This is a genomic window from Rhizobium sp. WYCCWR 11146, assembly GCF_013591995.1.
GTDB classification, from domain to species: Bacteria; Pseudomonadota; Alphaproteobacteria; order Rhizobiales; family Rhizobiaceae; genus Rhizobium; species Rhizobium indicum.
This window is the reverse complement of record NZ_JACCEY010000037.1, coordinates 51,625-64,342: the sequence shown is the minus strand read 5'-3', so window position 1 is coordinate 64,342 and position 12,718 is coordinate 51,625. Positions and strand designations below refer to the sequence as shown.

Here is a 12,718-nt window from a genome sequence, read left to right as displayed (position 1 = left end):
CCCCCGCACCCGCCGCTGCGGCAGCCGTTGCCGCGCCTGCCGCAGCTCCCAGCCGCAACCCGGCCAATGTCGTCAATGCACCGATGGTGGGCACCGTCTATATGGCGCCGGCTCCGGGCGCGCGTCCGTTCATCGAAATCGGCGCAACCGTCAAGGAAGGCCAGACGTTGATCATCATCGAAGCGATGAAGACGATGAACCAGATCCCCTCGCCGAAGTCAGGCAAGGTGACCGAGATCCTCGTCGATGACGGACATCCCGTCGAATACGGCCAAGCCCTCGTCGTCATCGAATAGGCCGATGCCCATGATTTCGAAAATCCTCATCGCCAATCGCGGGGAAATCGCCCTTCGCGTGCTCCGGGCCTGCAAAGAGCTCGGCATCGCCTGCGTCGCGGTTCATTCCACCGCCGACGCCGATGCCATGCATGTGCGTCTTGCCGACGAAAGTGTCTGCATCGGCCCGCCCTCCTCGCGCGAGAGCTATCTCAACATCCACCAGATCGTCGCCGCCTGCGAGATCACCGGCGCCGACGCCGTGCATCCGGGCTATGGCTTTCTGTCGGAGAATGCCAAGTTCGCCGATATCCTCGAAGCCCACGGCATCACCTTCATCGGGCCGACGGCCGACCATATCCGCATCATGGGCGACAAGATCACCGCCAAGACGACGGCGCTGGAACTCGGCATTCCCGTCGTTCCAGGCTCGGACGGCGAAGTGAAGACCGAAGAGGATGCGGTGAAGACGGCCGCCGAAATCGGCTATCCCGTGCTGATCAAGGCAACGGCCGGCGGCGGCGGACGCGGCATGAAAGTCGCCAAGAGCGAGGCCGACGTGATTGAGGCCTGGTCGACGGCGCGCACGGAAGCGGCAGCCGCCTTCGGCAACGATGCCGTCTACATGGAAAAATATCTCGGCAAACCGCGCCACATCGAAATCCAGGTGTTCGGCGACGGCGAAGGCAATGCCATCCATCTCGGCGAGCGCGACTGCTCGCTGCAGCGGCGCCATCAGAAGGTCTGGGAAGAGGCGAATTCGCCGGCGCTCAACGTCGAGCAGCGCATGAAGATCGGCCAGATCTGCGCAGACGCCATGAAGAAGCTGAAATATCGCGGCGCCGGCACGATCGAATTCCTCTACGAAAACGGCGAGTTCTATTTCATCGAAATGAACACCCGCCTGCAAGTGGAGCATCCGATCACCGAAGCGATCACCGGCATCGACCTCGTGCACGAGCAGATCCGCGTCGCTTCCGGCGGCGGTCTCTCGGTGACGCAGGACGAAGTGCATTTTTCCGGTCACGCCATCGAATGCCGTATCAATGCCGAGCACCCGCGCACCTTCGTGCCTTCGCCCGGTACAATCACGCATTTCCACGCGCCGGGCGGCCTCGGCGTGCGCATCGATTCCGGTGCCTATCAGGGCTACAAGATCCCGCCTTATTACGACAGCCTCATCGGCAAGCTGATCGTGCACGGCCGTACCCGCGTCGAATGCATGATGCGCCTGCGCCGGGCGCTCGACGAATTCGTCGTCGACGGCATCAATACGACGCTGCCGCTGTTCCAGGATCTCGTCTCCAATCAGGATATCGCCAACGGCGACTACGACATCCACTGGCTGGAAGACTACCTCGCCAACACACCGGCGGCATAGGACAGGAATGGCAGGATCGCGCAGGAAGTCACCAGGCATAACCCCTGACATTCTCCTGCGCGCCTATTCCATCGGCCTCTTCCCGATGGCCGAATCCGCCGACGACCCGGAGATCTTCTGGGTCGAACCGGAACTGCGCGGCGTGCTGCCGTTCGACCATTTCCATGTGTCGAAAAGCCTTGCCAAGACGGTGCGCAAGAATCCCTTCGAGATCCGTTTCGATCACGCTTTCGATCAGGTCATCGCCGCCTGTGCGGAGGAGACATCCGGGCGCCCGAGCACCTGGATCAACAGGACGATCAGATCGCTCTACTCGACGCTCTTCGACATGGGCCATGCCCATACCGTCGAAGCCTGGGAGAACGATGAATTGGTCGGCGGCCTCTACGGCGTCTCGCTCGGCTCGGCCTTCTTCGGCGAAAGCATGTTTTCGCGCCGGACAGATGCCTCGAAGATCTGCCTCGTGCATCTGGTCGACCGGCTGCGGGAAAGGGGCTTCATCCTGCTCGACACCCAGTTCACCACCGAGCACCTGAAGACGTTCGGAGCGATCGACGTTCCGAAGGCCGATTACGCCGCGATGCTTGCTGCGGCGATGGAATCGCCGCACCTGGCTTTCTGACGATCATTATCCGACGGAGGTTTGATCGAGCGGGACGATCCTCCGAGATGATCCTGCGGATAGCACATGAGGATCAGGCGCATAGGGAGATGCCAGCCTAACGAAGATGCAGCTATTTCGCCTTGGCACCTTCAGGAGCCGGGACATCCGAGTTTGCCTTGCAATCCTTCAGCCAGACGTCATAGATCGGGTGCTCGACGGCGTTGAGGCCGGGGCTGGCGGCGAACATCCAGCCGGTGAAGATGCGGCGGATCTTGCGGTCGAGGGTGATCTCGTCGACCTCGACGAAACCGTCGATCTTCTGTGCTTCCGACTGGTCGCGCGAATAACAGGCCTTCGGTGTCACCTGCAGCGCACCGAACTGTACCGTCTCATTGACATAGACGTCGAAGGTCGTGATGCGGCCAGTGATCTTGTCGAGGCCGGAAAAGACGGCAACCGGATTTTCGATGCGTGCGGCATGTGCCGCAACTGGCGGAAGCAGGGCCGAGAGCGCCAGCAGCGATCCGGCGGCACGCAGGACCATGTTCCGCGTGAAGAGCTTCATATGTACCCGTCTCCAGACATTTTCAGTTCACGGCCGCGGTCAAGCGCGGCCAACCTGCGGGTAAAGGTCAATTGTGGCCAAAAGCCGGGTCTTGGGATCGCCCGGTCGAGCCGTCTCAGTTGCCCGGCGTCCAAGCATCGTAATCGCCTGTGACGCGCGGACGTTCGCCCGGAACGGCGATAGAGCCGGGCGGACGATAGGCCTGCGGCGAACCGGTATGGTTGGGCCGGTGTGGCTTCTGCCAATCCTTGGCGACGTAGCTCTCCTTGGACGGGGGAACATCGGTGCGATGATGCATCCAGCCATGCCAACCCGGCGGAATGGCGGAAGCTTCGGCATAACCCTTGTAGATCACCCAGCGCTTCGGCAGACCGTAGGAAGACATGCCGCCTTCGTAGTAGACGTTGCCGAATTCATCCTCGCCGACGCGCTTGCCAAAACGCCAGGTCGCAAAACGCGTGCCCATCGTCTGACCGTTCCACCAGGTAAAGGTCTGAACCAGAAGATTCCACATGTCTTTTCCTTGTGCCCGCCAGATGCGAGCCAAACCAGAATTCGTTTCCTCGCTTATGCCGTCGCCAAGCCGAATTGTCCAGCGATTCCGCGACAGTCACGGGTCATTTCAAAGCCATCTTGAAGCCCAGATGCGAGGGCTTGAAGCCCAGCCTTTCATAGAAACGATGGGCATCCCTGCGTACTGCATTCGAGGTCAACGCTACCCGCCCGATACCGCGGCCTTTTGCCTCGGCAATGGCGAATTCGATCATCAGTCCGCCGACCCCCTGCCCGCGCATATCGGCGCGTGTCTGCACCGCCTCGATAATCATCGCCGAGGAGCCGCGGCCGGTGAGCGACGTCGTCACCATCGTCTGAAACGTACCGACGACCTCGGCGCCACGCTCTGCGACGTAAAGCGTCTGGTCGGGCGAGGCCTCGATGACGGCGAAGGCCCTGAGATAATCGGGAAAGGCTTCAGCTTCCGTGGTATCGCCGTGACCGCCGAGTGCATCGGCGGCAAACATCGCCACGAGTGCCGGCAGGTCGTCCTTGCGAGCTTCACGGATATTCAAATCTTGTGGCATCACACTTTTCTACCTATGTAAAAATCGGACGATGATTGTTGCGGAAGGAAAAAGACGGATGTTCTTGAGCGATATCCGTGAGATCGGATACTCCGCCAGGGATATTCGGCTTAGAATTGCACTATCAACACTGGTGATAATTGTCTTCGGCTTCTGGATTTTCGATAGGACATTGAATTCGTTTTTCCTGTCTCTCCTCTTTGGGCCGCCAATCGCGTACTACCTATTTTGCAATCTTTATGTCCTGATCTTTTCATCCAATAAGACGATCATTGCGATAGGCCCAAATGGCTTCAAAGATCTTCGGCTAATGCAAGAATTAATTCCGTGGCCGGCAGTCGCACGCATCGAGGCCGCGGCACCCACGCTGGCGCAAAGGATTTTGCGAACAATTTTTCTGGTTCTGGGCAACCTGTTGTCCGCATCGCTGGGAACGGACGCAGAAGGCACCGGAGATACAATCGCTGTCTGGTGCCGACCAGACGGCATTCAGGGTCGCAAACCGATGTTCTCACTATTCCGTACCGCACGTGCCACGAATGATCTTCGGCAACTGCGCATCGAAACGAGTGGTCTTACCGTCAGCAAGGAGCGCCTGATACAACTGCTCCAGACCTACCACACCCACCACAAGGCACTCAACGATACAGGCGTTTAACCCGCCAAGCGCTTCTCCAACACCAACGCCGGAATGCCGGATTGTCCGGCCCCGTCATTCTCGTTGCGACCGATCTCGGTGAAGCCATGCGTGCGATAGAAGGCGATCGCCGCGGCATTCTGCGGTTCGACTTCGAGGCGCATGATCTCCGCATCGGGAAAGCAAGTTTCGAGCTCGGCGAAGATATCGCGGCCGATACCCTGGCGCTGCAGCGCCGGCCGGACATAGAGGAGATGCAGCATGACCGTCTTCGTCAATTGCTGCGACATTGCCGCATAACCCATGCCGCCGATATTGCTGCCGTCATCGGCAACGAGGAATTCGGCATCCTTTCGCACCAGCCGCGTCTTCAGCGCCGCCGGCGAAAAGAGATGGACGATCAGATCCTCCACCTTGGCTCTGCCATGCAGGCCGTCATAGATGGCATGAAAGCTCTCCACCAAGAGGGCGCGCACCTTCTCCAGGTCGCGCTCACCGGCGGTGCGGACGAAATACACCGCTTACTCCTCGATGCCGAGCTTCGCCTTGACGAGGGCCTGGACAGCCTGCGGATTGGCCTTGCCGCCGGTCGCCTTCATCACCTGGCCGACGAACCATGCTGCCATGGTCGGTTTCGCCCTGACCTTTTCGACCTGATCGGGATTGGCGGCGATGATCTCGTCCACGGCCTTTTCGATCGCGCCGGTATCCGTCACCTGCTTCATGCCGCGCGCCTCGACGATCTCGGCAGGATCGCCGCCTTCGGCGAGCACGATCTCGAAGAGATCCTTGGCGATCTTGCCGGATATGGTTCCCGCCTTGATGAGATCGATGATGGCGCCGAGCTGGGCCGGCGAAACCGGCGTCTGCTCGATGTCCTTGCCGGTGCGGTTCAGTGCGCCGAGCAGATCGTTGATCACCCAGTTGGCGGCCGTCTTGCCGTCACGGCCTGCGGCGACGGCTTCGAAATAATCGGCGATCGCTTTTTCGGAAACGAGCACCGAGGCGTCGTAGATCGACAGCCCGAGCTCGCGCACGAAGCGCTCCTTCTTGTCGTCAGGCAATTCCGGCAGATCGGCTTCGAGCGCCTTGATGAAGGCATCGTCGAATTCGAGCGGCAGCAGATCAGGATCGGGGAAATAACGATAGTCGTGCGCATCCTCCTTGGAGCGCATCGAGCGCGTCTCGCCCTTGTTCGGGTCGAAGAGGCGAGTCTCCTGATCGATCTTGCCACCGTCCTCCAGAATGCCGATCTGGCGACGGGCTTCATATTCGATCGCCTGGCCGATGAAACGGATGGAGTTGACGTTCTTGATCTCGCAACGCGTGCCAAAATCCTCGCCCGGACGGCGGACGGAGACGTTGACGTCGGCGCGCATCGAGCCCTCGTCCATGTTGCCGTCGCAGGTGCCGAGATAACGCACGATCGAGCGCAGCTTGGTCATATAGGCCTTGGCCTCGTCGGACGAGCGCATGTCGGGCTTGGAGACGATCTCCATCAGGGCAACGCCGGAACGGTTGAGATCGACATAGGACATGGTCGCGTGCTGGTCATGCATCGACTTGCCGGCATCCTGTTCCAGATGCAGGCGCTCGATGCCGATCTCGATATCCTCGAACTGGCCCTGGCGGTCCGGCCCGAGTGAAATGACGATCTTGCCCTCGCCGACGATCGGATCCTTGAACTGCGAGATCTGATAGCCCTGCGGCAGGTCGGGATAGAAATAGTTCTTCCGATCAAACAGGGAGCGCTTGTTGATCTGGGCTTTCAGGCCGAGGCCGGTGCGAACGGCCTGCCTGACACATTCCTCGTTGATGACGGGCAGCATGCCGGGCATGGCGGCGTCGACCATCGAGACATTCGAATTCTGCGGCTTGCCGAATTCCGTCGAGGCGCCGGAGAAGAGCTTCGAATTGGACAGGACCTGGGCATGGACTTCCATGCCGACGATGACTTCCCAGTCGCCGGTGGCGCCGGGGATGAAGCGTTTCGGATCAGGCGTGCGGACGTCGACAAGGGTCATCTGATGCTCTTTGCAGGCTGTTCTTTTCCACTGGTGAGGTAAAGGAAATGGCGTGCCGGTGCAAGGCTTTCGCCATGGCGCGCATCGCGGTTTTGCCGTCCATTAACGGAGCCGCGGTAGGGTTCCCCTATGACGATGATCGATATTATCAAATGGGCCTTGCTGTTTCTGGCGCTGAACCTCTTGGTGTTCTCGATCTATTTCTTCGACAAGCAGGCGGCGCGCCACGGCAGGCGGCGCATCAGCGAGCGCACGCTTCTCATGCTGGCGCTGATCGGCGGCAGCCTTGGTGCGGTGGCGGCACAGCGGCTGTTGCGGCACAAGACGAGAAAGGAGCCGTTCCGGTCAATCCTGGCGGCGATCCTGATCCTGCATGGCGCACTGATTGCTATCCTGGCCTTCGCGCCGCAATGGAGCTTTCTGCTTCCTCAGGATTTTTGAAGCATCAGAATTCCTGCCCATATCCACCTTGGCCGTCCGAAACGAGCTGTTTCGTCAGCCCGACGGAGGGTACGTCGCGATCGAGCTTCGGATTGTAGGCGACCGAGAGCCAATGGATGCTGTAGCCGTGCTTCCGGAAGAAGCCGATCGCCTCGCTGTTGCCGGAATGGGTTTGCATCGCCGCCTTCTCGAAGCCCTGATCGGCGATCTCCTTTTCGATGCGGGCGAGAAGGGCCGAACCGAGGCCCTGGCGGGTGAATGCGGGATCGATCCAGAAATCCGAGATGGTTTCGTCCAATCCCTCGCGCGCTGCCCAGCCTGCGACCTGGCCGTTCTGCTCGACGACGGTGATGGTCAGCCAGTCGTTTTCCACGAAGTTCCGGAAGGCGTTGCGCGCTGCATCGATCATCGCGTCCGATTCGCCGATCGACGCCATCGCCTTTTGCCAGGCTCTCAGCCCGATCTCGCTCAATAGCTCCGCTTCACCGTCGCGGGCATTGCGAATGTGGATCAACGACACCTCCGCGTTACCCCTCAACTAGACCATTGAGTCGCGGATTTTACCAGTAGCTCCAACGGGATGATCGACCGAAACCGCGGTTTTCGACTGGTTTTGCTCGGCAAACACGCTCTTGACCGAATTTCCCGGGCTGAATAATAGGTCTTATCGAGGTGTTTTATGTTGAGCCTGCCTGAGACCCGGTAAAGGCCCTGCCCGCAAGTTCGCTTGCGCGCATGGGCCCGAAAAAAACGAAGCCCTGACGTTCGAATGAGCGCCAGATCGTTTTTGTGCGCCCTACCGGGCGCGATACCGGATCTCAACACATGGACATTTCTCGCACGGAGCAGCGCATCCTGCATCTCATGGCCCAAGGCGCCCGCATTGAAATTACCCGCGACGACGACAGGAAAATCGAGGCGGTCAGTTGCGTCACTCGCGACGGCTGGCTCTATCCCGGCGTCGACCTCGATCTCTTCCGCAGGCTGAAGCGTCTGAAGGCAATCAAGTCCTCAGGCGGCCACCCCTACCGGATCACCGAAAGAGGGCTGAGGTTGGTCAGGTCGCAGCTGAACAACAGGTAATAGCGGCATCCCCGATCGCGTCTCGAACGGGCGCGATCGGGGGTATCGCCTCAAGCCTTTGCAGAGAGTTCCGCCCGCATCGCCGACCACTCGTCAGCTATCGTGCCCGTGCCGCGCGCCTTGCCGGCGCGGCGATACCAGTAATCGGCGTTCCAGTCATCGCCCTCGATGCGATGGCAAAGCGCGTGGCCCCAGTCGAACGGTTGTTCGCCTTCGTGGCGCTGGCAGATGTCGTGGACCGCCTGCCAATCCGCGCCCATGGTGAAACCGCCGGCAGCGAGGCGATCAACTGCCTCGATCAATTGCGCAAGATCACTGTTCGCCATAAGACCTCCTTGCTGGTTCCCGCTATCGGTCAGCCAACCGCTTCTCCAGATGCACCTTTTCAAGCGAGACGCCCATGCTCTTGGAAAATTCGCGGCCGCGCCAGAAGATGGTGAAGCCGCAGCGTTCGTAGAGCCGGATTGCGCCCTTATTCCCAGCATGCGTGTCGAGCCTGGCCGTTGCCAGCCCCTCTGCAGCCATCAACTCGCACAAATGAAGCAGGAGAGCCCGGCCGACGCCGTTGCCCTGGTGATCGGGATGCACCCAGAGGTCGGACACATAGTTCGATTGATTTTCACGCGCGCCCCAGCCGACGATCGTCTCGTCCCGTTCGGCAACGAAGATCTCGTCTTTCGCTTCCTTAGGAAAGATGGCGAACTCGTGCCGCACCCTGGCGATCACATCGGGATCGAGATAGCTGTCCTCGAAGGCATCGCTGGCGGCCCATGCGGCAAAGCCGACGGCGCCGACCGCTTCATGGTCGGCAGCCGCTATTCTTCGGATCGTTAGATCCGTTACCACCACTTGGCCGGCGTAAACCGGCCGGCTGCCTGCTCGATGACGTGAGCGGTCTTGAAGAGGGTTTCCTCATCGAAGGGTTTGCCGATCAGCTGCAGGCCGAGCGGCAGGCCCTTATGGTCGAGGCCGGCCGGCACGGCGATGCCGGGCAGGCCTGCCATGTTGACCGTCACCGTGAAGATGTCGTTCAGATACATCTTCACCGGATCGGCGGCGAGGTTCTCATCGGCAACGCCAAAGGCCGACGACGGCGTTGCCGGTGTCAGGATGGCATCGACGCCGGCGTCGAATGCGAGTTCGAAATCGCGCTTGATCAGCGTGCGCACCTTCTGGGCGCGGATGTAATAGGCATCGTAATAACCGGCCGACAGCACATAGGTGCCGATCATGATGCGGCGCTTGACTTCCTTGCCGAAGCCCGCGGCACGCGTCTTCTCGTACATGTCGACGATATCCTTGCCGTCGACGCGCAGGCCGTAGCGCACGCCGTCGTAACGCGCGAGGTTCGAGGATGCCTCGGCGGGAGCGACGATGTAATAGGCCGGAAGGGCGTATTTGGTGTGCGGCAGCGAGATGTCGACGATCTCGGCGCCGGCATCCTTCAGCCAGGCGATGCCCTGGCGCCAGAGCGTCTCGATCTCATCCGGCATGCCGTCGACACGGTATTCGTTCGGAATGCCGATCTTCATGCCCTTCAGCGATTGGCCGAGAGCTGCTTCGTAGTCCGGCACCGGCAGATCTACCGATGTCGTGTCCTTTGCGTCGACGCTTGCCATCGACTTCAAAAGAATCGCGGCATCGCGTACGTCGCGGGCGATCGGGCCTGCCTGGTCGAGCGAAGAGGCGAAGGCGACGGTGCCCCAGCGCGAGCAACGGCCATAGGTCGGCTTGATGCCGACGGTGCCGGTGAAGGCGGCCGGCTGGCGGATCGAGCCGCCGGTATCGGTCGCCGTGGCGCCGGCGCAAAGATGCGCGGCGACGGCTGCGGCCGAACCGCCCGACGAGCCGCCCGGAACGAGCTGCTGGTTGGAGCCTGCGGCACGCCAGGGATTGATCACAGCGCCGTAATACGAGGTCTCGTTGGACGAGCCCATGGCGAACTCGTCCATATTAAGCTTGCCGAGCATAACGGCGCCGTCATCCCAGAGGTTCTGCGTCACGGTCGATTCATAACGCGGCTCGAAACCATCGAGAATGTGGCTGCAGGCCTGGGTGTGAACACCGACGGTGGCGAAGAGATCCTTGATGCCGAGCGGAATGCCCTCGAGGTCGCCCGCCTTGCCGGCGGCGATGCGCCCGTCGGAGTTCTTCGCCATGACGCGGGCAAGATCCGGCGTGATCTTGATATAGGCGTTCAACCGGCCATTGGCCGCATCGATCGCCGAGATATAGGCTTCGGTCAGTTCGATCGCGGTGATTTCCTTGGCGCGCAGCTTCTGGCGGGCTTCGGCAATGGTCAGGCTGGTGAGTTCGCTCATCGTGTTTTCGCTTCAGATCTGGAATGGCAACAGGGTCGGAAAGAGGCTTCGAAGCCTTATTCGACGACTTTCGGCACCAGGAAAAAATTGTGGTCGGTGACGGGCGCATTGGCGACGATATCGGCTGCCTTGCTGCCGTCGGTCACCTCATCGGTCCGCTTCTTCATCGCCGTCGGGGTCACCGAAGTCATCGCCTCGACGCCGTCGACATTCACTTCGGAGAGTTGCTCGACGAAGCCAAGGATGCCGTTCAGCTCGCCGACCATGCGATTTGCCTCGTCCTCGGAGACGGCAATACGGGCAAGGCGGGCGACGCGCTTCACAGTGGCAAGATCGACGGACATGGCATTCTCCGGATAGGATTTTTCCTACCCGCTATAAAGGCCATGTCCGCCTGACGCAACGGGATTTCGTCAGATCGACAGGCTCTCGGAAGGCCTGATCGCCTTCACATCCGTCTTCGATCCGTCCATGCCGGCAACGAATTTTTCGGCCGTCTGGTCGATGATCGGAAAGGTGCCGTAGTGGCAGGGGATTGCGGTCTTGAAGTTGAAGTAGCGCCGGCAGGCAAGTGCCGCCACCGCGCCGCCCATGGTGAAGCGGTCGCCGATCGGCACGAAGCCGATATCAGGCTGGTGCAATTCGTTGATCAGCGCCATGTCGGAGAAGATGTCGGTATCGCCCATGGCAAGGATCGAAGCTTCGTCGTCGAAATGCAGCATCAGGCCGTTGGCGTTACCTAGCGCATGCGAGACGCCGTCCTCGGTGATCTGGGCGGAGGAATGCAGCGCATTGGTGAAGGTCGCCGAGAAGCTGCCGAGCGCGATCGTGCCGCCGGTATTGCCCATCTCGATCTTGTCGACGCCCTTGGAGCCGAGCCAGGCGGCGAGATCGGCATTGGCGAGAACCACGGCACCGGTTTCCTTGGCGAGGGCCACGGTATCGCCGACATGATCGCCATGGCCATGCGTCAACAGGATGTGGGTAATGCCGGCGGACACATCCTTGATATCCTGGCCGGAAAAGGAGGCGTTATAGCTGAGGAATGGATCGAGCAGGATCTTCGCCTTTGATGTCTCGATGCGGAAGGCGGAATGGCCGAGCCAGGTGATCTTCATGAAATGTCTCCTTTATTACGTGATGCAAAGCCGGTTTCGATGCCACATCAAAGAATGAGAGCATGATGTCGTCCGAAAACCGCTCACACTTTTCGGCGTCATGCCCTAAGGACATATCTTATGCGGCCGCAAAGAAAAGCGGCGGCGACTTCAATTTGTTTTGACGGGATGAAACGGCGATGACGGTGCTGACAATCGAGGAAATGGCCGAGACGCTTGCCCCGCGACAGGCGATTGCCGGCCTCGATCTCGGCACCAAAACAATCGGGCTTTCGATGTCCGATCTCGGGCGGCGTTTCGCCACGCCGCGCACGGTGATCCGCCGCGTCAAGTTCACCATCGATGCCCAGGCGCTGCTGGATTTCGCGACGGCGGAAAAGGTCGCAGGCTTCATCATCGGCCTGCCGATGAACATGGATGGATCGGCGGGTCCGCGCGTGCAGGCAACGCGCGCCTTCGTGCGCAACATGGAGCAGAAGACGGCGCTGCCCTTTGTCTATTGGGATGAGCGGCTTTCGACGGTTGCGGCCGAACGGACGTTGCTCGAAATGGACGTCTCGCGCGCCAAGCGGGCCGAACGGATCGATTCGGCCGCGGCAAGCTTCATCCTTCAGGGCGCGCTCGACAGGCTTTCCTTGCTGGCAAGGTCTGATGGAGACGAATTCAGCGCCTGACGCGCCCTCCACCAGCCGATGATCGACTTGCGCTTCCGGAAGGCCAGGATGGCGAAGACGACGAGGCTGTCGACTGCGATCGCGCGCGCAACGAGCGGCGGGATGGTCTCCGGTGGAATGCCGAGCGCCTTGCCGTAAAGCTCGAAGGTCAGGTCATGGACCTGCCGGCTCAGCATGAAGATGCCGAAACTCATGTCGTAATAGGAGAGCCAGTACCATCCGCCCAGAAAGACGATGGGGCCGGCCCAGAAGATCAGAAACCACTTCATGCGGCCTCTCCTCCATGCTTGCGCGCGACGGGCAGATCGAGGGAGACCAACCAGGTCGACGATGCCATGATGCAAAGCACCAGCGTCGGAATTGCGATATCCACCGCCAGGACTGCGAAAAACATCATCGCCGTCACCAGAAACGCGGCTTTAGCGATCTTGGTTCCCATGGGCGTCAACTCGGGCTCTACTCATACATCTCTGCTCACCGCCACACTGTCGGGTTAACCACCCCCATGCAACG

Annotated in this window: 20 protein-coding genes; 7 read left to right on the top strand and 13 right to left on the bottom strand. The window is 60.4% G+C overall.

What is annotated here, in order from left to right; translation table 11 throughout:
- From accB to aat, 3 genes are all read left to right on the top strand, one after another.
- On the top strand, window positions 1-296 hold a 296-nt coding region (gene accB, locus HX899_RS35275; protein ID WP_246697193.1), incomplete at its 5' end, for an acetyl-CoA carboxylase biotin carboxyl carrier protein.
- A 4-nt stretch (window positions 297-300) separates the two neighbouring features.
- The gene (accC, locus tag HX899_RS27910; RefSeq protein ID WP_171598880.1) at window positions 301-1,656 is read left to right on the top strand and encodes an acetyl-CoA carboxylase biotin carboxylase subunit; all 1,356 of its coding nucleotides are present in this window, start codon (window positions 301-303) and stop codon (window positions 1,654-1,656) included.
- A gap of 7 nt (window positions 1,657-1,663) precedes the next feature.
- Entirely contained in the window at window positions 1,664-2,278 is a 615-nt protein-coding gene (aat, locus tag HX899_RS27905; protein WP_181293899.1) for a leucyl/phenylalanyl-tRNA--protein transferase, read from the top strand.
- 112 nt (window positions 2,279-2,390) lie between these two features.
- Here aat and HX899_RS27900 read toward each other — a convergent pair whose 3' ends face one another.
- The 3 genes from HX899_RS27900 to HX899_RS27890 all read right to left on the bottom strand — a co-directional run bounded on the left by HX899_RS27900 (window position 2,391) and on the right by HX899_RS27890 (window position 3,907).
- Window positions 2,391-2,825, bottom strand: a complete 435-nt coding sequence (locus HX899_RS27900) for a DUF2155 domain-containing protein (protein WP_171598882.1) — start codon at window positions 2,823-2,825, stop codon at window positions 2,391-2,393.
- A 115-nt stretch (window positions 2,826-2,940) separates the two neighbouring features.
- Window positions 2,941-3,339, bottom strand: a complete 399-nt coding sequence (locus HX899_RS27895) for an NADH:ubiquinone oxidoreductase subunit NDUFA12 (protein WP_003558960.1) — start codon at window positions 3,337-3,339, stop codon at window positions 2,941-2,943.
- Between the two features lie 103 nt (window positions 3,340-3,442).
- Window positions 3,443-3,907: a GNAT family N-acetyltransferase gene (locus HX899_RS27890; protein ID WP_181293898.1), complete on the bottom strand. Its 465-nt coding sequence runs from the start codon at window positions 3,905-3,907 to the stop codon at window positions 3,443-3,445.
- A 58-nt stretch (window positions 3,908-3,965) separates the two neighbouring features.
- Between HX899_RS27890 and HX899_RS27885 the strand changes: the two genes are divergently transcribed.
- The gene (locus HX899_RS27885; RefSeq protein WP_181293897.1) at window positions 3,966-4,565 is read left to right on the top strand and encodes a hypothetical protein; all 600 of its coding nucleotides are present in this window, start codon (window positions 3,966-3,968) and stop codon (window positions 4,563-4,565) included.
- Here HX899_RS27885 and HX899_RS27880 read toward each other — a convergent pair.
- Both HX899_RS27880 and gatB read right to left on the bottom strand, forming a co-directional pair.
- Window positions 4,562-5,062, bottom strand: a complete 501-nt coding sequence (locus tag HX899_RS27880) for a GNAT family N-acetyltransferase (protein WP_171598886.1) — start codon at window positions 5,060-5,062, stop codon at window positions 4,562-4,564. The genes HX899_RS27885 and HX899_RS27880 overlap by 4 nt on opposite strands.
- 3 nt (window positions 5,063-5,065) lie before the next feature.
- Window positions 5,066-6,568, bottom strand: coding sequence for an Asp-tRNA(Asn)/Glu-tRNA(Gln) amidotransferase subunit GatB (gene gatB, locus HX899_RS27875; RefSeq protein ID WP_181293896.1), 1,503 nt, complete (start codon window positions 6,566-6,568; stop codon window positions 5,066-5,068).
- A 129-nt stretch (window positions 6,569-6,697) separates the two neighbouring features.
- Here gatB and HX899_RS27870 point away from each other — a divergent pair, with 129 nt between their 5' ends.
- On the top strand, window positions 6,698-7,009 hold the full coding sequence (locus HX899_RS27870; protein ID WP_138329775.1) for a DUF1294 domain-containing protein: 312 nt from the start codon (window positions 6,698-6,700) through the stop codon (window positions 7,007-7,009).
- Between the two features lie 4 nt (window positions 7,010-7,013).
- On the opposite strand, the gene HX899_RS27865 is transcribed toward HX899_RS27870, so the two are convergent.
- A complete protein-coding gene (locus HX899_RS27865; protein WP_181293895.1) occupies window positions 7,014-7,523 on the bottom strand; it encodes a GNAT family N-acetyltransferase in 510 nt (169 codons plus the stop codon).
- Window positions 7,524-7,834: 311 nt separating this feature from the next.
- Here HX899_RS27865 and HX899_RS27860 point away from each other — a divergent pair, with 311 nt between their 5' ends.
- A complete protein-coding gene (locus HX899_RS27860) occupies window positions 7,835-8,092 on the top strand; it encodes a YjhX family toxin (protein ID WP_138329779.1) in 258 nt (85 codons plus the stop codon).
- 50 nt (window positions 8,093-8,142) lie between these two features.
- On the opposite strand, the gene HX899_RS27855 is transcribed toward HX899_RS27860, so the two are convergent.
- The 5 genes from HX899_RS27855 to HX899_RS27835 all read right to left on the bottom strand — a co-directional run bounded on the left by HX899_RS27855 (window position 8,143) and on the right by HX899_RS27835 (window position 11,531).
- A complete protein-coding gene (locus HX899_RS27855) occupies window positions 8,143-8,418 on the bottom strand; it encodes a hypothetical protein (protein WP_181293894.1) in 276 nt (91 codons plus the stop codon).
- Window positions 8,419-8,440: 22 nt separating this feature from the next.
- The gene (locus tag HX899_RS27850; RefSeq protein ID WP_181293893.1) at window positions 8,441-8,941 is read right to left on the bottom strand and encodes a GNAT family N-acetyltransferase; all 501 of its coding nucleotides are present in this window, start codon (window positions 8,939-8,941) and stop codon (window positions 8,441-8,443) included.
- Window positions 8,932-10,413 carry an Asp-tRNA(Asn)/Glu-tRNA(Gln) amidotransferase subunit GatA gene (gatA, locus tag HX899_RS27845; protein ID WP_181293892.1) on the bottom strand — a complete coding sequence of 494 codons (1,482 nt, stop codon included), beginning with the start codon at window positions 10,411-10,413 and terminating at the stop codon, window positions 8,932-8,934. The genes HX899_RS27850 and gatA overlap by 10 nt, the downstream gene beginning before the upstream one ends.
- A 56-nt stretch (window positions 10,414-10,469) precedes the next feature.
- Window positions 10,470-10,757, bottom strand: coding sequence for an Asp-tRNA(Asn)/Glu-tRNA(Gln) amidotransferase subunit GatC (gatC, locus tag HX899_RS27840; RefSeq protein ID WP_003539052.1), 288 nt, complete (start codon window positions 10,755-10,757; stop codon window positions 10,470-10,472).
- Between the two features lie 69 nt (window positions 10,758-10,826).
- The gene (locus tag HX899_RS27835) at window positions 10,827-11,531 is read right to left on the bottom strand and encodes a metal-dependent hydrolase (protein WP_018073401.1); all 705 of its coding nucleotides are present in this window, start codon (window positions 11,529-11,531) and stop codon (window positions 10,827-10,829) included.
- 179 nt (window positions 11,532-11,710) lie between these two features.
- On the opposite strand from HX899_RS27835, the gene ruvX reads away from it, so the two are divergent.
- On the top strand, window positions 11,711-12,205 hold the full coding sequence (gene ruvX / locus HX899_RS27830) for a Holliday junction resolvase RuvX (RefSeq protein ID WP_064654283.1): 495 nt from the start codon (window positions 11,711-11,713) through the stop codon (window positions 12,203-12,205).
- On the opposite strand, the gene HX899_RS27825 is transcribed toward ruvX, so the two are convergent.
- The gene (locus tag HX899_RS27825; protein WP_138391103.1) at window positions 12,142-12,474 is read right to left on the bottom strand and encodes a DUF6105 family protein; all 333 of its coding nucleotides are present in this window, start codon (window positions 12,472-12,474) and stop codon (window positions 12,142-12,144) included. The genes ruvX and HX899_RS27825 overlap by 64 nt on opposite strands.
- Window positions 12,471-12,644: a hypothetical protein gene (locus HX899_RS27820; protein ID WP_171598891.1), complete on the bottom strand. Its 174-nt coding sequence runs from the start codon at window positions 12,642-12,644 to the stop codon at window positions 12,471-12,473. The genes HX899_RS27825 and HX899_RS27820 overlap by 4 nt, the downstream gene beginning before the upstream one ends.
- Window positions 12,645-12,718: the final 74 nt, after the last annotated feature.

Excerpts from the sequence above, each read along its gene's own strand:
- HX899_RS27855 (WP_181293894.1), bottom strand. The coding sequence starts at position 8,418 with ATGGCGAACAGTGATCTTGCGCAATTGATCGAGGCAGTTGATCGCCTC.
- ruvX (WP_064654283.1), top strand. The coding sequence starts at position 11,711 with ATGACGGTGCTGACAATCGAGGAAATGGCCGAGACGCTTGCCCCGCGA.
- gatC (WP_003539052.1), bottom strand. The coding sequence starts at position 10,757 with ATGTCCGTCGATCTTGCCACTGTGAAGCGCGTCGCCCGCCTTGCCCGT.
- HX899_RS27835 (WP_018073401.1), bottom strand. The coding sequence starts at position 11,531 with ATGAAGATCACCTGGCTCGGCCATTCCGCCTTCCGCATCGAGACATCA.
- HX899_RS27825 (WP_138391103.1), bottom strand. The coding sequence starts at position 12,474 with ATGAAGTGGTTTCTGATCTTCTGGGCCGGCCCCATCGTCTTTCTGGGC.
- HX899_RS27900 (WP_171598882.1), bottom strand. The coding sequence starts at position 2,825 with ATGAAGCTCTTCACGCGGAACATGGTCCTGCGTGCCGCCGGATCGCTG.
- HX899_RS27895 (WP_003558960.1), bottom strand. The coding sequence starts at position 3,339 with ATGTGGAATCTTCTGGTTCAGACCTTTACCTGGTGGAACGGTCAGACG.
- aat (WP_181293899.1), top strand. The coding sequence starts at position 1,664 with ATGGCAGGATCGCGCAGGAAGTCACCAGGCATAACCCCTGACATTCTC.
- accC (WP_171598880.1), top strand. The coding sequence starts at position 301 with ATGCCCATGATTTCGAAAATCCTCATCGCCAATCGCGGGGAAATCGCC.
- HX899_RS27890 (WP_181293898.1), bottom strand. The coding sequence starts at position 3,907 with ATGCCACAAGATTTGAATATCCGTGAAGCTCGCAAGGACGACCTGCCG.
- HX899_RS27860 (WP_138329779.1), top strand. The coding sequence starts at position 7,835 with ATGGACATTTCTCGCACGGAGCAGCGCATCCTGCATCTCATGGCCCAA.
- HX899_RS27820 (WP_171598891.1), bottom strand. The coding sequence starts at position 12,644 with ATGGGAACCAAGATCGCTAAAGCCGCGTTTCTGGTGACGGCGATGATG.
- gatA (WP_181293892.1), bottom strand. The coding sequence starts at position 10,413 with ATGAGCGAACTCACCAGCCTGACCATTGCCGAAGCCCGCCAGAAGCTG.
- gatB (WP_181293896.1), bottom strand. The coding sequence starts at position 6,568 with ATGACCCTTGTCGACGTCCGCACGCCTGATCCGAAACGCTTCATCCCC.
- HX899_RS27870 (WP_138329775.1), top strand. The coding sequence starts at position 6,698 with ATGACGATGATCGATATTATCAAATGGGCCTTGCTGTTTCTGGCGCTG.
- HX899_RS27885 (WP_181293897.1), top strand. The coding sequence starts at position 3,966 with ATGTTCTTGAGCGATATCCGTGAGATCGGATACTCCGCCAGGGATATT.